Origin of the sequence: Bradyrhizobium sp. SZCCHNS30572, assembly GCF_032484415.1 — a bacterium.
Classification (GTDB): Bacteria; Pseudomonadota; Alphaproteobacteria; order Rhizobiales; family Xanthobacteraceae; genus Bradyrhizobium.
The window spans coordinates 586,821-606,373 of record NZ_JAUESY010000002.1 but is presented as its reverse complement, the minus strand read 5'-3'; the positions used below and the strand labels follow the sequence as shown (position 1 = coordinate 606,373).

16 protein-coding genes are annotated in these 19,553 nt (G+C 64.6%); 6 read left to right on the top strand and 10 right to left on the bottom strand.

All coding sequences use genetic code 11. From position 1 onward, the window contains the following. Positions 1-9: 9 nt before the first annotated feature. Both QX048_RS07785 and QX048_RS07780 read right to left on the bottom strand, forming a co-directional pair. Entirely contained in the window at positions 10-1,413 is a 1,404-nt protein-coding gene (locus QX048_RS07785) for an efflux RND transporter periplasmic adaptor subunit (RefSeq protein WP_315827582.1), read from the bottom strand. Continuing rightward, on the bottom strand, positions 1,403-2,857 hold the full coding sequence (locus tag QX048_RS07780; protein WP_315827581.1) for an efflux transporter outer membrane subunit: 1,455 nt from the start codon (positions 2,855-2,857) through the stop codon (positions 1,403-1,405). The genes QX048_RS07785 and QX048_RS07780 overlap by 11 nt, the downstream gene beginning before the upstream one ends. 366 nt (positions 2,858-3,223) lie before the next feature. Here QX048_RS07780 and QX048_RS07775 point away from each other — a divergent pair, with 366 nt between their 5' ends. The 4 genes from QX048_RS07775 (at position 3,224) to QX048_RS07760 (ending at position 7,847) form a co-directional block, all read left to right on the top strand. Then, entirely contained in the window at positions 3,224-4,537 is a 1,314-nt protein-coding gene (locus QX048_RS07775; protein ID WP_315827580.1) for an NAD(P)/FAD-dependent oxidoreductase, read from the top strand. Between the two features lie 7 nt (positions 4,538-4,544). After that, positions 4,545-5,390 (top strand): DUF1365 domain-containing protein, encoded by an 846-nt coding sequence (locus QX048_RS07770; RefSeq protein WP_315827579.1) that lies wholly within the window; start codon positions 4,545-4,547, stop codon positions 5,388-5,390. 108 nt (positions 5,391-5,498) lie between these two features. Beyond that, positions 5,499-6,731 (top strand): cyclopropane-fatty-acyl-phospholipid synthase family protein, encoded by a 1,233-nt coding sequence (locus QX048_RS07765; RefSeq protein ID WP_315827633.1) that lies wholly within the window; start codon positions 5,499-5,501, stop codon positions 6,729-6,731. Between the two features lie 81 nt (positions 6,732-6,812). Continuing rightward, a complete protein-coding gene (locus QX048_RS07760) occupies positions 6,813-7,847 on the top strand; it encodes a cysteine synthase A (protein ID WP_315751100.1) in 1,035 nt (344 codons plus the stop codon). A gap of 57 nt (positions 7,848-7,904) precedes the next feature. On the opposite strand, the gene QX048_RS07755 is transcribed toward QX048_RS07760, so the two are convergent. From QX048_RS07755 to QX048_RS07740, 4 genes are read right to left on the bottom strand one after another with little or no spacing between them, the layout of a single operon-like run. Next, a complete protein-coding gene (locus QX048_RS07755) occupies positions 7,905-8,648 on the bottom strand; it encodes an amino acid ABC transporter ATP-binding protein (RefSeq protein WP_315711850.1) in 744 nt (247 codons plus the stop codon). A 22-nt stretch (positions 8,649-8,670) separates the two neighbouring features. Continuing rightward, positions 8,671-10,191 carry an amino acid ABC transporter permease gene (locus QX048_RS07750; RefSeq protein WP_315751098.1) on the bottom strand — a complete coding sequence of 507 codons (1,521 nt, stop codon included), beginning with the start codon at positions 10,189-10,191 and terminating at the stop codon, positions 8,671-8,673. Next, entirely contained in the window at positions 10,188-11,393 is a 1,206-nt protein-coding gene (locus QX048_RS07745) for an amino acid ABC transporter permease (RefSeq protein WP_315751097.1), read from the bottom strand. The genes QX048_RS07750 and QX048_RS07745 overlap by 4 nt, the downstream gene beginning before the upstream one ends. A 28-nt stretch (positions 11,394-11,421) precedes the next feature. Continuing rightward, a complete protein-coding gene (locus QX048_RS07740) occupies positions 11,422-12,438 on the bottom strand; it encodes an amino acid ABC transporter substrate-binding protein (RefSeq protein WP_315711846.1) in 1,017 nt (338 codons plus the stop codon). A 316-nt stretch (positions 12,439-12,754) separates the two neighbouring features. Between QX048_RS07740 and metC the strand changes: the two genes are divergently transcribed. Together metC and QX048_RS07730 are read left to right on the top strand one after the other, a co-directional pair. Continuing rightward, positions 12,755-13,948, top strand: a complete 1,194-nt coding sequence (gene metC / locus QX048_RS07735) for a cystathionine beta-lyase (protein WP_315827578.1) — start codon at positions 12,755-12,757, stop codon at positions 13,946-13,948. Between the two features lie 122 nt (positions 13,949-14,070). Further along, positions 14,071-15,774, top strand: coding sequence for a Na/Pi cotransporter family protein (locus QX048_RS07730; RefSeq protein ID WP_316200441.1), 1,704 nt, complete (start codon positions 14,071-14,073; stop codon positions 15,772-15,774). A 65-nt stretch (positions 15,775-15,839) separates the two neighbouring features. Here the strand turns inward: QX048_RS07730 and QX048_RS07725 are convergent, their stop codons facing one another. The 4 genes from QX048_RS07725 to QX048_RS07710 form a co-directional block, all read right to left on the bottom strand. Further along, positions 15,840-16,178 carry a lipid-A-disaccharide synthase N-terminal domain-containing protein gene (locus tag QX048_RS07725; protein ID WP_172109779.1) on the bottom strand — a complete coding sequence of 113 codons (339 nt, stop codon included), beginning with the start codon at positions 16,176-16,178 and terminating at the stop codon, positions 15,840-15,842. Then, positions 16,178-16,915: a glycosyltransferase family 2 protein gene (locus tag QX048_RS07720; protein ID WP_315711843.1), complete on the bottom strand. Its 738-nt coding sequence runs from the start codon at positions 16,913-16,915 to the stop codon at positions 16,178-16,180. Before QX048_RS07720 ends, QX048_RS07725 begins: the two co-directional genes overlap by 1 nt. Before the next feature lie 93 nt (positions 16,916-17,008). After that, entirely contained in the window at positions 17,009-17,800 is a 792-nt protein-coding gene (locus QX048_RS07715; RefSeq protein WP_315751095.1) for a phosphatase PAP2 family protein, read from the bottom strand. Further along, positions 17,801-19,543, bottom strand: a complete 1,743-nt coding sequence (locus tag QX048_RS07710) for a glycosyltransferase family 39 protein (protein ID WP_315827577.1) — start codon at positions 19,541-19,543, stop codon at positions 17,801-17,803. Between the last annotated feature and the right edge of the window lie 10 nt (positions 19,544-19,553).

Here is a 19,553-nt window from a genome sequence, read left to right as displayed (position 1 = left end):
GCGGTCGCGTCATGGCTGCGCCTTCGCGCCGCGACCTGCTTCACTCCCTCCCTGGGGCGCTGCACCGGCATCGGTCTGGCCCGCGGCCTGAGGCCTGCGACGCAGCTCGCCGTCCTTCGGCGCGCCGTCAGGCGGAGCTCCGCCCTCCTTGGCCTGGTCCTTGCCTTGATCCTTTGCTTGCGGATTGCGGCCGCGTTTGCGTGGCGCCAGGTCGGCCTGCGGCGTCTGCTCGGCGCGCCCGACCACCACTTTGACGCCCTCGGCGAGGTTGGCAAAGCCTGTCGTCACCACACGGTCCGAGGGGCTCAAGCCGCTCGCGATCACGGCCTCGCTCTCATTCTGCTGCACGACCGCCACCGGATGCGCAGAGACGATGTCGCCCTCGCCGATCACGTAGCTGAACGTACCTGCCGGCCCGCGCTGTACGGCCGACGTCGGCACCGTGATCGCCTGCGACAGGGTCTCGACCTTGAGGCGGACATTGACGAACTGTCCCGGCCAGAGCTGAAATCTACCGTTGGGGAATTCTGCTTTCAGCTTCAGCGTGCCCGTCGTCTGATCGACTTGGTTGTCGATGCCCCGCAACGTGCCGGTGTCAATGACGGTGACGCCGTCATTGCCGAACACGTCGACGGCGAGCGGTCCCTTGGCGGCGGCCGCATTGACGCGCATGATCTGTTGCTGGGGCAGGCTGAACTGAACCGCAATCGGCTGCAGCTGCGTGATGACGACGAGGCCGGTCGCGTCAGAGGCATGAACGATGTTGCCCTGGTCGACCTGGCGCAGGCCGGCGCGGCCGGAGAGCGGCGCCACGATCTTGGTGTAGCTCAAGGTCGTCGCCGCATTGTCGATCGCGGCCTGATCCGCCTTGATCAGCGCCTGCTGCTGCGCCACCACCGCGCGCTGCGTGTCGGCCTGCTGCTTGGAGCCGGCATTGCTGGCGGCGAGCTGCTCGTAGCGGGCGAGGTCGAGCTTCTGGTTGGCGAGTTGCGCCTCGTCCTGCGCCTTCTTGGCAACGGCCTGATCGTACTGCGCCTGATAGATCGCCGGATCGATCTCCGCGAGCACGTCGCCCTTCTTGACGTCCTGCCCTTCGACGAAATTGACCGCGATCAGCTTGCCGTCGACCTGCGAGCGCACCGTGACCGTGTTCAGCGCGCGCACCGCGCCGACGCCGTCGAGATAGACAGGCACGTCCTTGATGACAGGGGAGACGGCCAGGACAGGAACGGGGAGGTCGGGCCGCGCGAAGCGGTTATTGGCCTGCTGCTTCTGCTGCATCGCCGACCAGCCGATATAGCCGAGGCCGCCGAGGATGAGCAGCGTGATCGCGATCGACACCAGTCGCCGTGCCACGCTGGACCGCGCGCGCTTCACTGCCGCTGCTCCCTTCTCGTCCGGTTTAAAGAGCATCGGCCGACTTCTCCATGCGCGGCTCCCAGCCGCCGCCGAGCGCCTGGTAGAGGCTCACAAACGCCTGCAGGCGCGCCAGTTGCGCCTGCGATAGCGCGTCCTCGGCCTGGAACAGCGTCAATTGCGTATTCAAGACGGTCACGATGTCGGCAGTTCCCGCGCGCAACTGCTGCTCTGACAATTCGAACGCACGCCGCGAGGCGGCGACGACCTGGCGCTGCAATTGCAGTCGGATCGTGGTCTGCTTGATCGAGAACAGCGCATTGTCGACGTCGGTGAAGGCCTGGATCACGGTCTTGCGGTAGGTCTGCAGCAGTTCATCCTGCTGCGCCTTGGCGTTCTCGAAGTTGCCCAGAATCCGGCCGCCGTCGAAGATCGGCTGGGTCAGGCTGCCGGCGAGGCTGAAGAACGCCGCATGCGGCTGAAACAGCGACACCAGTGCCGCGCTCTGGTAGCCGCCGTTGCCCGTGAGCTGGATGCTCGGAAAGAACTGCGCCCGCGCGCTGCCGACATTGGCCGTTGCCGATGCCAACTGGGCCTCCTGCCGGCGGATGTCCGGACGCTGCGTCAGGATCTCCGACGGCAGACCAGGCGTGACCCGCGGAGTCCTGATCTGATCGAGCGAGCCGCCAATGACCCGAATGCCTTCGGGCGATCGCGCGACCAGCACGGCCAGGGCATTGACGTTCTGATCGAGCGTCTGGCGCAGCGGCGGCACCGCCGCCTTCTGATTGGCGAGCACGCTCTCCTGCTGCGCGACGTCGAGATCGTTGCCGGTGCCAGCCTTCTGCCGCTCGCGGATGGCATCGAGCACACGCGTGGCGCTGGCGATGTTGCGCTCAGCCGTCCGAATCCGATCCTGCGCGGCCAGCACCTGGAAATAGGCATTGGCGACGGTGGCGAGCGTCGTCAACTGCGTGACGTCGCGGTCGAAGCGGTTGGCCACCGCGGTTTCCTCGGCCGCCTGCAGCGCGTCGCGATTCTGGCCGAAGAAGTCGAGCTGGTAGCTCGCAGAGAGCGAGGCTTGGTAATTGACGACCTCGCGGCCGCCATTGGTGAGCCCGCTGGAGCTCGACCCGGACGTGCGCGAATAGGTCTCCTGCCCCGTGCTCGACAGGCTTGGCAGCAGCGCCGCGCCGGCCTGCCGCGCCAGCGCATCGGCCTGCCGAAACCTTGCCACAGCAGCGGCAATGTCGAGGTTGACGCTCTGCGCCTCCTCCATCAGCTGGGTCAGCTCGCGTGATCCGAAGCCGCGCCACCAATCCAGCGGCGGCGGCGCCGCCATATCGGAACCGGACGCCGCCTTGTAGCGCTGGGGCAAGTCGAGGGCCGGATCGGGAATATCCTGCGTCAGCAGGCAGCCGGCCGAGTTCGCCGCCAATCCGATCGCCGCCAGCCAGTGGACAAATCGCCGCAGGGTAGCCGGCACACGGCGCTCCCGCATCCCGGCGACGATCCGCGGGTCAGCGGACGCGCGGCAAGGCTCGTCGACGGCGATCGGCACGATGGACACTGGCGTGATGCTTCCCTGTAGTCTTGGGAATCATTCTAGCCGCAGCCCACGGCGGCGGACAGCCCTGCAGCCCCCCGTCGCCCCAGCAGCAATGGTGCCGATAAAGTCCACCGAATCGACGAATCTCCCGTAAATCAGCGGAGTTTCGTGCAGGCAGGGCCACGGGCCCCCGGCTGCCGCCTTACCAAGATTTCATCTGTCGAATGCCGTTTTGGCCGGGGTGTGACGCGGCGAGCGCGGCCGTGAAACCCTTTGGCGGGGACTCCGTAACTTGCACGTGAACTTCAGGGGGCATTCATGCGAGTTGCGGTGGTCGGAACGGGTATTGCGGGTAACGCCGCGGCCTGGTCCCTGGCGAAACGTTATCCGATCACCGTCTACGAGCGTGATCTCCGTCCGGGCGGCCACAGCCATACCGTGACGATCGACTATGACGGCGCTCCGGTCTCGGTCGACATCGGCTTCATCGTCTACAACGAGCTGAACTATCCTGAGCTCACCGCCTTGTTCGACCATCTGGGGGTCGAGACGGTCGACAGCAGCATGAGCTTTGCCGTCACCGCGGATGCCGGCCGCTTCGAATGGAAAGGTGGCGGAAACACCTGGCTCGACACCGCCAAGGGGCTGTTCGCGCAGCCGAGCAACCTGCTGTCGACATCCTATCTCTGGATGCTCAGGGACATCCTGACCTTCAACGAGCAGAGTACAGCCGACTTCAAGGCCGGCCGCCTGCATGGCCTTACGCTCGGTGATTATTTCCGGCGCAACCATTTCGCCCCGCGACTGCTCACCGACTATCTGGCGCCAATGGGGGCCGCGATCTGGTCAGCCCCGGCGTCCGAGATGCTGGACTTCCCGGCCGAGAACTTCGTCGCGTTCTTCAGCAATCACAGGTTGCTGCAATATGACCGTCCGGTCTGGCGCACCGTCAAGGGCGGCAGCCGCCGCTATGTGGAGAAGCTGACGTCGAGCTTCCGCAACCAGATCAGGCTCGGCAGCGCCGTGACCAGCATCGAACGCACCGCCCACGGCGTCGTCGTTCAAGACAGCAGCGGGCGTCGGGACACCTATGATCACGTGGTGATTGCCGCACACAGCGACCAGGCCTTGTCGATGCTCACCGACGCGGACGAGCGGGAGCGCGGCATCCTCGGTGCGATCAAATATTCGCCCAACACGATCTATCTGCACCGTGACAGCAGGCTGATGCCGAGGCGCCGCCGCGCCTGGGCCTCGTGGAATTTCCTGCGCTGGCAGCGTGAGGGCGTTCCCATGAACGACGTCGCCGTCACCTATTGGATGAACAACCTGCAGGACATCGACGACGCCAAGCCGCTGTTCGTCAGCCTCAACCCACCCTTCGCTCCGGCCCCGGAGCTGACCTTTGGCAAATATATCTGTGAGCACCCACAATATACGGCTGCCGCCTTTGCGGCGCAGAAGCGTCTGGCAGCGATTCAGGGGCAGCGCCATACTTGGTTCTGCGGGGCCTGGACCGGCTACGGCTTCCATGAGGACGGGCTGCGCTCGGGTCTCGCCGTGGCGGAGGCGCTCGGCGCGAGCGTGCCATGGCGCGGGTTTCCCACCGAGCTCGCCGAGGCTGCGGAATAGGCGCGATATGGACATGGATCACTCGGGACAGGATGACCGAACGGAAGCGGCCGCGCTCTATGTCGGAGAGGTCATGCATGCCCGCATGCGGCCGACCACGCACCGCTTCCGGTATCGCGTGATGAGCCTGCTGATCGATCTCGGCCGGCTCGACCAGGCGGACCGGCAGGCCTCGCTGTTCGGGGTCAATCGGCGAGCGCTCTACAGCTTCCACGAGGCCGACCACGGTCCGCGCGACGGCTCGTCGCTGCTGGCCTATGCGCAGACCTGCGCGGCGAATCAGGGGATCGATCTCGGCGGCGGACGCGTGCTGTTGCTGTGCTATCCGCGGCTGCTCGGCTACGTGTTCAATCCGCTGTCGGTCTATTTCTGCTATCGCAGCGACGGCACCCTGGCGCTGATGATCTATGAGGTCCGCAACACCTTCGGCGAGATCAAGCCCTATGTGCTGCCGGTCAGATCCAATGAGCTGTCCGCGGCAGGGCTGCGCCAGACGCAGGACAAGACCTTCTACGTCTCGCCGTTCATCGACATGGCGATGCGCTACCATTTCCGGGTCATGCCGCCGGGCGACAAGGTCAAGTTGCGGATTCTTGAAACTGGCCCCGACGGGCCCCTGCTCGCTGCAACCTTCTCTGGCCGCCGTCGCGGGCTGACGTCTGGCTCCCTGCTCGCAGCCTTCGTCTCGCTCCCGCTGGTGACTGTCAAAATCTTCGCCGCGATCCATTGGGAGGCACTGCGGCTGTGGGCCAAAGGCGTCCGCCTCGTCCCGCGTGGCGAAATCAGTGCAAGCCCTGGAACCAATACCGGCTTGGCGGGGAACGGCAGCCACGCTTATATGTCACGACGCTGACCGGAAACGGCCGGCTCGCTCTGCGTCCGTGATCCCTGCCCGCACAGGTGCCGCACCGGCCAGCCGACGGGGACGTGGGCTGGAGCCGTTTGCGTGAGTGGACCTGCCATGCCGGACGTCATCCCAGTCACCCCTGATACCATCGACAAGGTGCTTGCCGATCTTCCCCGCCTGCCCCGCCTTGCCCTCGGCTTCGGCTCGCGGTTGCGAAAAGGCACGCTCGACGTGACCCTGCCGGACGGACGGGTGATCCGGCTCGGCGGCGTTGAGCCCGGGCCGGCCGCCGCAATGATCCTGGCCAATTACGGCTTCGCATCGCGTCTTCTCAATGGCGGCGACATCGGCATCGCCGAGGCCTATCTGAACGGCGACTGGGATACGCCGGACCTGACGCAGTTTCTCTATCTGTTCTGCGTCAACCAGCACCTGCTGCAGTCGATGCTGGAAGACAAGCCGCTGATCCGGTTTGCCCAGCTGGTCCGGCACTGGTTCAACCGCAACACCAAGCGTCAGGCGAAGCGCAACATCTATGCCCATTACGACATCGGGAATTCGTTCTACTCGGCCTGGCTGGATCCGAGCATGACCTATTCCTCGGCCTTGTTCGAGGAGCACACCACCGACCTCACTGCCGCGCAGACCAACAAGTACAAGCGGCTGGCCGAGGCGATCGATCTCAAGCCTGGGCAGAAGCTGCTCGAGATCGGCTGCGGCTGGGGCGGCTTTGCCGAATATGCCGCCAAGACGTTCGGCGCCAAGGTCGTTGGGTTGACGATCAGTCAACAGCAGCGCGACTTCGCGCAGCGCCGCATCCAGGAGGCCGGGCTCGCCGAGAAGGTCGAAATCCGCCTGCAGGATTACCGGGACGAGCGTGACCACTACGATCGCATCGCCTCGATCGAGATGATCGAGGCGGTCGGCGAACAGTTCTGGCCGAAATATTTCTCGCAACTGCGAGACCGCCTGCTGCCGGGCGGACTGGCCGGTGTCCAGGCAATCACCATCCAGGACAGCCTGTTCCAGCACTACCGCCGCGAGGTCGACTTCATCCAGCGCTATGTCTTTCCCGGCGGCATGTTGCCGACACCGCAGATTCTGAAGTCGCTCGGCGACCGCTTTGGCATACCCGTCATCCGCGAGCGGATCTTCGGGGAAGATTATGCCAGGACGCTTGCGATCTGGCGAAATAACTTCCGAGAGGCTTGGCCGAACCTCACGCCCGCCGGATTCGACGAGCGCTTCAGGCGGCTCTGGGAATATTATCTGTCCTACTGCGAAGCAGGTTTCCTCTCCGGGAATATCGATGTTCGCCAGGTCGTCTTTGAGAAATCGGGGGGCTGATCCAGCCGGCTTACGCTCCCCTGGATATCAGGCTAGGGTCCTCTTAAGTGTGCTCGAGGAAACTCCTACGGTATCTGCAAAATGACCATTCATAACGACGTCGTCGCGGCGATCGGCAACACACCGCTGATCAAGCTCAAGCGCGCCTCGGAGGCGACGGGCTGCACCATTCTCGGCAAGGCCGAGTTCATGAACCCGGGCCAGTCGGTCAAGGACCGCGCCGGCAAGTGGATGATCCTGGAGGCCGAGAGGCGTGGCGATCTCAAGCCCGGCGGCCTCGTGGTGGAGGCCACTGCCGGCAACACCGGCATCGGTCTGGCCGTGGTCGCCAGCGCGCGCGGCTATCGCACGCTGATCGTGATTCCGGAGACGCAGAGCCAGGAAAAGAAGGACATGCTGCGGCTGTGCGGCGCGGAGCTGGTCGAGGTACCGGCGTTGCCGTTCAGCAATCCCAACAACTATCAGCATGTCGGCCGCAGGCTCGCCGACGAACTGCGCATGACCGAGCCCAACGGCGTGCTGTTCGCCGACCAGTGGAACAACCTCGACAACGCCAAGGCGCATTATGAGTCCACGGGACCCGAGATCTGGGAGCAGACCGACGGCAAGGTCGACGGCTTCATCTGCGCGGTCGGCACCGGCGGCACGATCGCCGGCACGAGCCGCTATTTGAAGGACAGGAACAAGGACATTGTCACCGCCTGTGCCGACCCGCACGGCTTCGCGATGTACGAATGGTTCAAGAACGGAGTCGTCAAATCGACGCCCGGCGATTCCATCACCGAAGGCATCGGCATCGGTCGTGTGACGCCCGTGATCGAGACCGCCAAGGTCGACGACGCGTTCCTGGTGTCCGACGAGGACGCCGTCAACACGATCTACGACCTCGTGCAGCATGAAGGCCTGTGCCTGGGCGGCTCGACCGGCGTCAACGTCGCTGGCGCGGTGCAACTCGCCAGGAAGCTCGGCCCCGGCCACACCATCGTGACCATCCTGTGCGACTCCGGTGCGCGCTATCAGTCGAAGCTGTACAATCCGGAGTTCATGCGTTCGAAGAACCTGCCGGTGCCGGCCTGGCTGGAGCGGCGTAGCGGGATCAAGCCGCCTTTCGTTTGAGGGCGAGTAGCGAGTAGAATTTCTCGCCCTATTCGCAAGTCCCGATTCGCTTCCTCATCAATGCCGCAGAATCTGGCTCAGGAACAGCTTGCTGCGCGCATGCTGCGGGTTGGCGAAGAATTCCTGCGGCGTGTTCGATTCGATGATCTGGCCGGCGTCCATGAACACGACGCGGTTGGCGACCTCGCGTGCAAAACCCATCTCGTGGGTCACGACCAGCATGGTCATGCCCTCCTTGGCGAGATCGACCATGGTGTCGAGCACCTCCTTGACCATCTCGGGATCGAGCGCCGAGGTCGGCTCGTCGAACAGCATGACCTTCGGGTTCATCGCCAGCGCGCGCGCGATGGCAACGCGCTGCTGCTGACCGCCCGACATCTGGCCCGGATATTTCTGCGCCTGATGCGGGATCTTGACCCGCTCCAGGAACTTCATCGCAGTCGCCTCGGCTTCCTTCTGCGGGATGTTGCGCACCCAGATCGGAGCCAAGGTGCAGTTCTCCAGCACGGTCAGATGCGGAAACAGGTTGAAGCTCTGGAACACCATGCCGACCTCACGGCGGACTTCGTCCACCCGCTTGAGATTCGGACCCAGATCGATGCCGTCGACATTGATCTCGCCCTCCTGGAATTCCTCCAGCGCGTTGATGCAGCGGATCAGGGTCGACTTGCCCGAGCCCGAGGGCCCGCAGATCACGATGCGCTCACCCTTTCCGACGGAGAGGTTGATGTCGCGCAGGACGTGGAATTCGCCGTACCATTTGTTGAGGGCGGAAATGCTGACGATCGAATTTGCAGTCATGGATCTCTCGACGATATCTGGGTCAATGGCGCCGGTGCGCGTTGAGGCGGCGCTCGACCAGCATGGAGTAGCGTGACATGCCGAAACAGAAGGCGAAGTAGATCATTCCTGTGAAGGCAAAGCCGGTGAAAGCCGTGGTCGGTGTCGCCCAGACCGGATCGGCCAACGAAGCCTTGAGGCTGCCGAGCAAGTCGAACAGCGCCACGATCGAGACCAGCGAGGTATCCTTGAACAGCGAGATGAAGCTGTTGACGATACCGGGGATGACGTGGCGCAGCGCCTGCGGCAGCACGATGAAGCTCGTCGTCTTCCACCAGGACAGGCCGAGCGCGCTCGACGCCTCCGCCTGGCCGCGCGGAATGGCCTGCAGGCCGCCGCGGATCACCTCGGCCATGTAGGCGCCGGAGAACAGCGCAACGCCGATCAGCGCCCGTACCAGGCCGTCGACCCTGACATTGCCAGGCAGGAACAACGGCAGCATGTAGGTGGCGAAGAACAGCACGGTGATCAGCGGCACGCCGCGCACCAGCTCGATGAAGGCGATCGAAAAGACGCGGATCAGTGGAATGGTCGAGCGGCGGCCGAGCGCAAGCGCAATGCCGATCGGCATCGACGCGACGATGCCGATCACCGAGACGACCAGCGTCACCAGCATGCCGCCCCACAGCCTTGTGTCGACGATGGGAAGGCCGCCGCGATCGAGGCCCATGATCGCAATGACGATGGCGATGCCGGCGAAGGTCGCGGCCGTGGCGATGACGCTGCGCAGCGCCCTGCTCCCGCCGCCGATGATGAACACCAGCGCGGTGACAATGATCGCGGAGAGCGCGAGATCATTCCACACGGGCTGGTGAGATTGCTGCAGTTCATTGCGGATCCAGACCAGCGGCCAGATCACGAGCGATGCGAGCGTTCCGATCAGCACGACCAGCTTGCCGAGCAGCCACAGCAGCATGCCGACCACCGGCACGTTATCGCCGGCGCGCACCAGCGCGTTACCGGCCGTATCGATGCTCTCGACGAACAGCTGGAGGGTGCCTGTGGTCCAGCTCACGCCGAAGCCCTCCAGCCCACCGCCATAGAGCAGGAAGAACGCGACCACCGGCAGTGCGAAGAAGAACAGACCCGCATTAAGGCCTTTGGCCGGCAGGCGCGGAATCAGCAGCGGCACGAGCAGCACCACCGCCAGCACATAGGTCAGATTGACGCGCCAGCGGTCGGCCTCCGGGTAGAAGCCGTACATGAACTGGCTGAACTTCGCCGAAATGTAGGGCCAACAGGCGCCGACCGGATGGCCGGCGTTCTGCGCCAGGCATGCATCGCGGTCCTTGCCGACCCACACCGCGTCGACCAGCAGGAACTTGACCGCCGGAATCACGGTGAACCAGATCAGCAGTGCGCTCACCAGGGTGAGCAGGATATTGGTCGGCGAGTTCAACAGCCTCGTGCGGACGAAGCCGACGAAACCGGTCGTCTTGATGGGCGCCGGGCGTTCTCCGGCCATGTCCTGACGGATGAAGGTTGAGGCCGTGATGTCGGTCATGCGCCAAGTCTCTTCCCAAGCCGCCAGCTATAGAAGCTCATCATCGCGCTCGTAATCAGCGACAGCGCCAGATAGACGCCCATCGTGATTCCGATGATCTCGATGGCCTGCCCCGTCTGGCTCATCGTCGTGCCCGCGAACACCGACACGAGATCGGGATAACCGATAGCGACCGCGAGCGAGGAATTCTTGGTCAGGTTCAAATACTGGTTCGTCAGCGGCGGCAGGATGACGCGGAGCGCCTGTGGCACGACGATCAGGCGCAGCACGGTGCCGCGGCTCAGTCCAAGCGAGAGCCCCGCTTCCATCTGTCCCTTGTGGACCGAGAGGATTCCCGCCCGTACCACCTCGGCGATGAAAGACGCCGTGTACATGGTGAGCGCCAGGGTCAGCGCAACGAGCTCTGGAATGATGCGGGAGCCGCCGGCGAAGTTGAATCCCTTGAGCGCCGGCACCTCGAACGAAATCGGCACGCCGAACACGAGCATTGCAATTAGCGGCAGGCCGATCAGCAGCCCCAGCACGTAGGGCCAAATCCGGATCACATGGCCGCGCAAGAACAGCTCACGCCGCGCGTAATAGTGCAGACCGATCGAGACCACGATCGCCACACCGAGCACGATCGCGAACGGCGTGAAGCCGGGCTCCTCGATCGGGCGCGGAACGATGAAGCCGCGGTTGTTGAGAAAGAAGGTCGAGAAAAGAGAGATGCTCTGCCGCGGTCCGGGCAGCGCCGCCAACACCGCGAGATACCAGAACAGGATCTGGAACAGGAGCGGCAGGTTCCGGATCAGCTCGACATAGGCGCCGGAGACCCGCGACAGCAACACGTTCGGTGACAAGCGGCCAAGCGCAACCAGAAAGCCAAGGATGGTCGCCAGCACGATACCGATGACGGAGACCAGCAGCGTGTTCAGCACGCCGACGATCAGCACGCGGCTGTAGCTGTCGGAGCCGGAGTAGCTGATCAGGGTCTGGTTGACGTCGAAGCCGGCCGTATTGTTGAGGAAGCCGAAGCCCGACGTGATCCGCTGGGTGGCGAGGTTGCTGCGTGCGTTGGCCACGATCTCGTAGCCAACCCACACCAGCACTGCGACGAACAGGATCTGGAGGATGATGCCGTTCCATCCTGCCTTGCCACCCAGCATGCGCTTCAGCCGAAGCCCATATTGCGTAGGCGGTAACCTTGCTTCGATGCTCATTCGCCGCAGCCCCGCTATCGTGCAGTGATCAGCGGATCGGCGGCGCGTATTGCAGGCCGCCCTTGTTCCAGAGCTGGTTCAGACCGCGCGCGATCTGCAGCTTGGAGCCGGCGCCGACGTTGCGGTCATACATCTCGCCGTAGTTTCCGACCGCTTTCACGATCCGGTAGAACCAGTCCTTGGTGAGGCCGAGCTGCTCGCCGAGATTGCCGTCGGTGCCGAAGGCGCGCTTGAACTCCGGCTTGTCCGATTTGGCCATTTCATCGACGTTCGCCTGCGTCACGCCGAGTTCCTCGGCCGTCACCAGCCCGAACAAGGTCCACTTGACGATGTCGAACCACTGGTCGTCGCCATGGCGGACCATCGGGCCCAACGGCTCCTTCGAGATCACTTCCGGCAGCACCACGTGATCGGCCGGATTGGCGAGCTTCAGCCGCTCGGCGTAGAGGCCGGAAACGTCGGTCGTGAAGACGTCGCAACGGCCAGATTCGTACGCCTTGATGGTCTCGTCTTGGCCGGCGAATGCGATCACCTCGTACTTCATCTTGTTGGCCTTGAAGTAGTCGGCGAGGTTCTGCTCAGTCGTCGTGCCGGTCTGCACGCAGATCGAGGCGCTGTTGAGCTCGAGCGCCGAATTGACCTTCAGGGCCTTCTTCACCATGAAGCCCTGGCCGTCGTAATAGGTCACGCCGGCGAAATTGGCGCCCAGCGAGGTGTCACGCGACAGGGTCCAAGTGGTGTTGCGCGACAGCACGTCGATCTCGCCCGACTGCAGTGCAGTAAAGCGATCCTTGGCGGACAGTGGAACGAACTTGACCTTGGTCGGATCGTTGAAGATCGCGGCGGCAATGGCGCGGCAAACGTCGACGTCGAGCCCGGTCCAGTTGCCCTTGTCGTCGGGCGCCGAGAAGCCAGGAAGGCCCTGGCTGACGCCGCAGGCGAGCATGCCGCGATCCTTGACGGTCTTGAGCGTTTCGGCCTGGGCGCCGACGCTCGCCAGCACCGGGGCGAGAGCAAGAGTAAGAGCCAGAGTGACGCGTTTCATAAATACAGCCTTTCGCGGGTCGTCCTTGGGGAGCGATGAATCTCAGCGCGTAGGAGGGGCCGACCTGAATCCGCCTCTGCAAACGCCATACCAAGAATATGGCGCGCGCCATGCACGACGGAGCCGTGCATGCGAGATGAAGCGGAAATCGCGGCAAGCCCCTCAACGTGCAGCGATCGAATTGCGCCGGCATCACAGAACGACTGGCGGTCCGGGTCAAGGGGTTGACGGGCCTGTTCTGCATTCTGTTATTAACGACCGCAGTGCGGCCTGATTTCCAGCTATCCCGACAGGTTTAAAGAGAAAAGACACGCGAATGGCATCATCGAACGACCCCGCTGCGGCGGTGCGACAAAACGTCGAGACATGGCTGGTCACGGCGGGGCGGGACACGAAGGCGCAGCACGGATTCGTGAATCCTCCTGTCGTTCATGGTTCAACGGTCCTGTATCCAACGGCTGAAGATCTGCATGCACACCGCGGCGAATTCCAGTACGGCCGCCACGGCACCCCGACCACGAAGGCGCTGCAGCAAGTGCTGATGGCGCTCGAGGGACCGCAATGCGCCGGCGTCGGCATCGCGCCGTCAGGCCTCGGCGCCATCTCGACCACCCTGCTGTCGGTGCTCAAGGCCGGCGACCACGTTCTGGTGTGCGATAGCATCTATCGTCCGACCCGAAATTTCTGCAACGGCATGCTGGCACGCTATGGCGTCGAGACGACCTATTTCGACCCTTTGATCGGCACAGGAATTGAGCAACTGCTCAAACCGAATACACGCGCGGTGGTTGTCGAGGCGCCGGGCTCGCAGTCCTTCGAAATGCCGGACATCCCCGCCATCGCCGCGGTTGCGCATGCGCACGGCGCGCTGGTCATCGACGACAACACCTGGGCGACACCGCTCTACCACCGCTCGCTCGACCAGGGCGTCGACATCAGCATGCAGGCGGCCACCAAATATATCGGCGGCCACTCCGACATCATGTTCGGGACGATTTCGGCCAATGCGAAGGCGTGGCCGCTGATCTCCGAGGGCATCCGCCTGCTCGGCGTCTGCGCCGGACCGGACGACGTGTTCCTGGCCTTGCGCGGCGTACGGACGCTTGGCGTGCGCCTGGCGCAGCATCACCGGTCAGGCCTGGAGATGGCGCGCTGGCTCGCCGCGCGTCCCGAGGTGATCGAGGTGCTGCATCCCGCGCTGGAAAGCCATCCGGGGCACCCGATCTGGAAGCGCGATTTCACCGGCGCCTCCGGCCTGTTCAGCATCGTGCTGCAACCAAAGGCGCAGGCCGCCGTCGACGCCATGCTCGACACGCTCACGCTGTTCGGCATGGGCTATTCCTGGGGCGGCTTCGAGAGCCTGGCGATCCCGTTCGACTGCGCGAGCTACCGCACGGCGACCACATGGGCACCCGGCGGTCCGACACTGCGGCTGCACATCGGTCTCGAGAATACCGAGGATCTCAAGGCCGATCTCGATCGCGGCTTTGCCGCGTTCAACGCCGCTTGACCACGCCGCCCGCAGGGGCGGAGCGCCGCGCGATCGGGCAACCGGGGCCGCCAAATTGGCGTTGATCCCCGGCCGATTGGGCGTAGCCTTGGTCTGAAGACAAGCGGGAACGAACGGGAATCATGGTTCTGCTCGATCTGATGGGTGGCGTGGCGCTGCTGCTGTGGGGCCTTCACATGGTCCACAGCGGCATCCTGCGCGCCTTCGGCCCGGATCTCAGGCTGCTGCTGTCGCGAGCGCTGCGGAACCGTTTCAGCGCCCTCGCGGCCGGACTCGGCCTCACCGCGCTGCTCCAGAGCAGCACGGCAACGGCGCTCATCACCACCTCCTTTGCTGCGGAAGGCCTCGTCGGCCTGATCCCCGCGATGGCGATCATGCTGGGCGCCAATATCGGCACCACGCTGATCGTCCAGGTGCTGTCGTTCAACGTCGCGGCCGTCGCGCCGATCCTGTTCGTGCTCGGCCTGGTGGCGTTCCGCAGCGGGCCGCGATCGCGCATCAAGGATCTCGGCCGGGTGTCGATCGGCCTCGGCCTGATGCTGCTGTCGCTCCATATCCTGATCGACACGCTCGCGCCGGCCGAGGAGGCGCCGGCGATGCGCGTGTTCATGCAGGCGATCACCGCCGACGTCACGCTGTGCATCATCTTCGGCGCCGCCGTCACCTGGATCGTGCATTCCAGCGTCGCGAGCGTGCTGCTGGTGATGTCGCTGGCCTATGCGCATTTCATCACGGCCGATGCGGCCATGGCACTGGTGCTCGGCGCCAATCTCGGCAGCGCCGTCAACCCGGTGTTCGAGGGCGCCCGGCGCGACAATCCCGCGAGCTATCGCCTGCCCGTCGGCAATCTCCTCAACCGCATCATCGGCGTCGCGCTGATCGCACCCTTCCTGCATCCGCTCGCGGCTCAGCTGCAGCAATGGCAGCCGGATCTGTCGAAGCTGACCGCGCAGTTTCACATGGCATTCAACCTCGGCACGGCGCTGGTCTTCATCGGTCTGCTCGGCAGCATCGAGAAGCTGCTCGTCAGACTGTTCCCCGACCGCCCGGCCGAAGTCGATCCCGCCAAGCCGCGCTACCTCGACGAGACCGCGCTGGAGACACCGTCGCTGGCGCTTGCGGACGCGGCGCGCGAGGCGCTGCGCATGGGCGATCTGGTCGAGACCATGTTGCGCAATGTCATGACCGCGATGATGACCAACGACCGTGGCCTCGTGGATCAGGTGTCACGCGCGGACAATGTCGTCGACCGGCTCGACGAAGCCATCAAGCTTTACATCACCAAGCTGACGCGGGGCAGCCTGGACGATCGCGAGGGCAAGCGGGCGATGGAGATCATCTCCTTCGCGATCAACCTCGAACACATCGGCGACATCATCGACAAGAACCTGAGCGAGCTCGCGACCAAGAAGATCAAGCGCAGGTTCCAGTTCTCCGCGGAGGGCGCCGACGAGTTGCAGGCCTTTCACCGCCAGATCATGGAGGCGCTCCGCGTCGCGTTCGGCATCTTCATGTCCGGCGATGCGCAGCAGGCGCACCAATTGCTCGATCAGAAAGCCGAGCTCCGCAACGCCGAGCTCGGCGCGACCGAGCGGCACCTCGAACGTCTGCGCGACGGCCGCTCGGAGACGCTCGAAACCACCTCACTGCATCTCGACGTGCTGCGTGACCTCAGGCGGATCCACTCGCACATCTGCTCGGTCGCCTATCCCGTGCTGGATGCCGCCGGCGAGATTGCGACGCGCCGCGGCGAGGCGGCTGACAGCGTGGCGACGACCGTGCCCGTGCCCCTGCCCCCGTCCTCGGCCCGGCCGCTGCCGCGCTGAGGCGCAGGACGGCCCCACGAACGGGCGACGGCACATCCGCCTTGTGAACCTGAAGCCCGCTCCGGTCAATTGCTCAGCGTTTGCGACTCGCGCTGACGGTTCTTGAAGATCAGCATCACGTTGCGGACGTAGATGATGTTCGACAGCAACTGGCCGAAGATGATGACCGGCTCGCGCTTGACGAGACCATAGATCAGCGTCATGAGGCCGCCGCCGATCGAGAAGAACCAGAAGGCAAGGGGCACCACGCTCTTGCCCGCGCGCTCGCTGGCGATCCACTGCACAAGGAAGCGCGCGGCGAAGGCCAGTTGGGCGGCGAGGCCGAACACCAGCCAGAAATCAAATTTGGCGATGAAGATGTCGTAGAGATAGTTGCTGAACGCCTGCCCGAATTGAATCAGCATTACTTTACCTCGATCACAACCGGCGTCGGCTTCTTGCGGCGGATCAGCCACCACACGCCGGCGAGATCCATGATCCCGATCCAGAGCCGGTCGAAGAACCCGTAGTTCGAGACACCGGAGTGCCGGGGTCGATCTGTCACGTCGATGTAGGCGATGTCGTAGCCCTCACGCCGCACCAGGGCGGGAAGGAAGCGGTGCAGACCATCGAAATACGGCATCATCAGGAAGACGTCGCGGCGGACCGCCTTGAGGCCGCAGCCGGTATCGCGGGTGCCGTCATGCAGCACCGCATTGCGGATCTTGTTGGCAAGCCGCGATTGCAGTTTCTTGAAGCCGGTGTCCTTGCGACCGACGCGCTGGCCTGCGACGAGGCCGACACCCGCCCCGCCCTTTTCGAGCGCAGCGATGAGGTCGGGCAGGAAAGCGGGATTGTTCTGCCCGTCGCCGTCCAGCGTCGCAACCATCGCGCCGTGGGCCGCGCGGATGCCGCTTCTCACGGCCGCCGATTGCCCGGACGACTTCTCATGGCGCAGCACGCGCAGGTTCGGCCGCCGCGCCATCTCCTCGGCGAGCCGTTGCGCGGTGTCATCGGTCGAGCCGTCGTTGACGTAGATGATCTCATAGGCCCAGAGACCGTCGAGCGCGGCCGCGATCTCGGTGATCAGGGGCGTGATGTTGCCGGCCTCGTTGCGCACGGGAACGACGATGGAGACGGCAACGGGGGTTTCGGTCGACAAGATGAGACTCGCGATGGCGTGACTGGACCGGTTCCTGCCCCGGGCGATGCGGCGGAGGCTTATTATGGGGCTTGGGGCCGCCTATCAACCCCTTTAGCGCGGTACGATTTGGCCGTCCTTGCCCAGGCGGAAGCCCAGCCGTCGTGCTGCGAACCAGTAGCGGACCAGCATGGCGCAGGCCAATCCGACCACGGCGCCGGCGACCACATCGCTTGGATGATGCGCCAGCAGCACCAGCCGACTCAGGGCAATCACGACGGCATAGATGAACATTGGTATCCGCAGCCGCGACCAGACGGCCGCAATGGCGAATGCGAGCGCGAAGGCGGTCACCGCATGCGCCGACGGCATGCTGAAATAGGCCGGCGTGCCGTTGAAGGGTTCGAAATTGAACGCATTGGCCTTGCCGCCGACGAAGGGACGGCCGCGCCCGATGATGTATTTCAACACCTGGGCCGATAGCACGGAGAGCAGAACCGCGAAGAAGAAAAACTGAACATGCGTCGCAAAGTTCAGAAGCCGGCTGCGCGAAGCCTCAGGCCACAACGGCGCGATCAGGATCGTCGCGACGACCCCCACTGCCAGCAGTCCCAGCACGTATTCGTCCTGGCCGAATTCGGTGATGATGCGCACCGGCCACAGGCTCGGTGTTCCACGCGCTGGCATCAGCCCGATTTCGTAGGCATCGAAGGTGAACATCAGCATCAAGACCACACTCAGGCCGATGGCACCGAGCAGGAGAAGCTCGCGTCGCAGGCGTTGCCGGCCCGCAGCGTCCGGCGCGGTCTGCGGCCGCCGAACCAGCCGGCCGAACGAGAATTTGCCGACCAGCGCGAGCTGGGCGAGATAGCCTGACGACAGCGAGGGCGTGTCTGGCGCCGACATCTACTCGGTGCCTTCCGAACGATAGATCGCAATCGAGACCGGGCGGCCTTGCGAGATGTTGTAGCCGTCGATGCGCTTGGCGACGTTGTAGCGCAGCCCGATGGCCTCGGCGCGCTGCACGAACGCCCGTTCGGTGCGCTGCTCGACAAGCGCGAAGCGGCACGTGCCATGGTTGAGGAAGTCGGCCGCCCCCGAGCCGTCGGTGAGCTGTGTCGAGGTTCCTGTCATGAACACGAGGCTAGGTTCGTGGAAACCTGCCGCTGCCGCCTTCGGCCCGACGCAGACCACGTTGCGCAGCGCGCGCGCAATCTCCGCGCTGGGAAACAGCGGTGTCAGCGCCGGCAGCACGGCGCCATACACCACGAACGCCAGGAACATCGCCGCCACGCCGGCATTCAAGAGCGAGCGCTCGGCACGGCCGTCGTCATAGAGCCACCAAGCGAACAGGCCGAAAATCAGCGACGCCGCCACGAACGGCCAAGCCAGGAACACCGGCTGGTGCGTGACGATGATGGCGCCGATCACGGCCACCACCGACGTGATGGCGGGAATCGCGAACCACCAGGCGGCGCCGCGCCGCAGCCAGTTGCGCGCCAGCACCCGCCGCTCCAGCGCGCCCACGGTGAGGACGGCGATTGCCGGATAGAGCGGCAGCACGTAATGCGGCAGCTTGGTCAGGACGGCCTCGAACACGACCCAGGACGGCAGCAGCCAGGCCAGCAGGAACTGCGCCCCTGGCTCGCGCCGCGCGCGCCAGACGGCGGGGGCTGCCATGGCGGCCAGCGGCGCGCCGGGCCAGAAGGTGATGAACAACAGCAGCAGATAGAGGCCCGGCGGTGCGCCGTGCGACTCCTGGGCGCCGATCTTGCTCAGCATGTCGCCGCCGACGGAATCGGCGAAGAAGGTGTCGCCGGCGCGCAGGAAGATCAGCACGAACCAGGGCAGCACCAGCACCAGCATCCACATCAGTCCCCATAGAGGGCGCAGACGCGATAGCCAGCCGGCACCACGATCCATGATTGCCAGCGCCACGATCGTCAGTCCTGCGAACATCAGGATCAGCGGGCCCTTGATCAGGATGCCGCCGGCGAGCGCCGTCCAGAAGATCGCAGGCGGTCCCCACGGTGGATGCACCGGATCCTCGCCGCGCTGCCACGACAGATAGACGCGGGCCAGCGCACCCATCGCAGCCACCACGGTGAATAGCAGCATCGCGTCGGTCTTGGCGAGCCGGGCTTCCGCCCCGAGCAGCACCGAGCAGCACATCAGCAGGGCGGCGAACACGGCGCCGCGCCGTGTCACGAAGGAGAGCGCGGTCCAATAGGTCAGCAGCACCGCGCCGATCGCACCGATCAGCGAGGGAATGCGGTAGACCCAGATGCGCAGCTGCGCACGCGGCAGACCGATCGCCGACGCCGTCTCGACCGCAGCCGATTGCAACCAGTAGATGCCGACCGGCTTCTTGTAGCGCACGTCGTCCTGGAAGCGGATATCGACGTAATCGCCGCTCTCGACCATCTGTTTGGTCGCCTGGGCGAAGCGCGCCTCGTCGCGATCGATCGGCGGGATGGTGAAGAAGCCCGGCAGGAACAACAGCAGCCCGCAGACGAGCAGGAACGTCACCGCCCTGGTGTGGCTCACGGTGACGACATCGATCATCCGCACCAGCCGATTGCCTGGATTGACCAGGTTCTTCGGCTCGCGCGGCTCTCCAAAACGGGGGCGGGCAAAGGTCTCGACCATGGGGTTCCGA

Bases quoted from the DNA above. Each gene is read 5' to 3' on its own strand.
- QX048_RS07750 (WP_315751098.1), bottom strand. From the start codon at position 10,191: ATGACCGACATCACGGCCTCAACCTTCATCCGTCAGGACATGGCCGGA.
- QX048_RS07755 (WP_315711850.1), bottom strand. From the start codon at position 8,648: ATGACTGCAAATTCGATCGTCAGCATTTCCGCCCTCAACAAATGGTAC.
- QX048_RS07730 (WP_316200441.1), top strand. From the start codon at position 14,071: ATGGTTCTGCTCGATCTGATGGGTGGCGTGGCGCTGCTGCTGTGGGGC.
- QX048_RS07725 (WP_172109779.1), bottom strand. From the start codon at position 16,178: ATGCTGATTCAATTCGGGCAGGCGTTCAGCAACTATCTCTACGACATC.
- QX048_RS07715 (WP_315751095.1), bottom strand. From the start codon at position 17,800: ATGTCGGCGCCAGACACGCCCTCGCTGTCGTCAGGCTATCTCGCCCAG.
- QX048_RS07770 (WP_315827579.1), top strand. From the start codon at position 4,545: ATGGACATGGATCACTCGGGACAGGATGACCGAACGGAAGCGGCCGCG.
- QX048_RS07710 (WP_315827577.1), bottom strand. From the start codon at position 19,543: ATGGTCGAGACCTTTGCCCGCCCCCGTTTTGGAGAGCCGCGCGAGCCG.
- QX048_RS07780 (WP_315827581.1), bottom strand. From the start codon at position 2,857: ATGCGGGAGCGCCGTGTGCCGGCTACCCTGCGGCGATTTGTCCACTGG.
- QX048_RS07785 (WP_315827582.1), bottom strand. From the start codon at position 1,413: ATGCTCTTTAAACCGGACGAGAAGGGAGCAGCGGCAGTGAAGCGCGCG.
- QX048_RS07740 (WP_315711846.1), bottom strand. From the start codon at position 12,438: ATGAAACGCGTCACTCTGGCTCTTACTCTTGCTCTCGCCCCGGTGCTG.
- QX048_RS07765 (WP_315827633.1), top strand. From the start codon at position 5,499: ATGCCGGACGTCATCCCAGTCACCCCTGATACCATCGACAAGGTGCTT.
- QX048_RS07745 (WP_315751097.1), bottom strand. From the start codon at position 11,393: ATGAGCATCGAAGCAAGGTTACCGCCTACGCAATATGGGCTTCGGCTG.
- QX048_RS07775 (WP_315827580.1), top strand. From the start codon at position 3,224: ATGCGAGTTGCGGTGGTCGGAACGGGTATTGCGGGTAACGCCGCGGCC.
- metC (WP_315827578.1), top strand. From the start codon at position 12,755: ATGGCATCATCGAACGACCCCGCTGCGGCGGTGCGACAAAACGTCGAG.
- QX048_RS07760 (WP_315751100.1), top strand. From the start codon at position 6,813: ATGACCATTCATAACGACGTCGTCGCGGCGATCGGCAACACACCGCTG.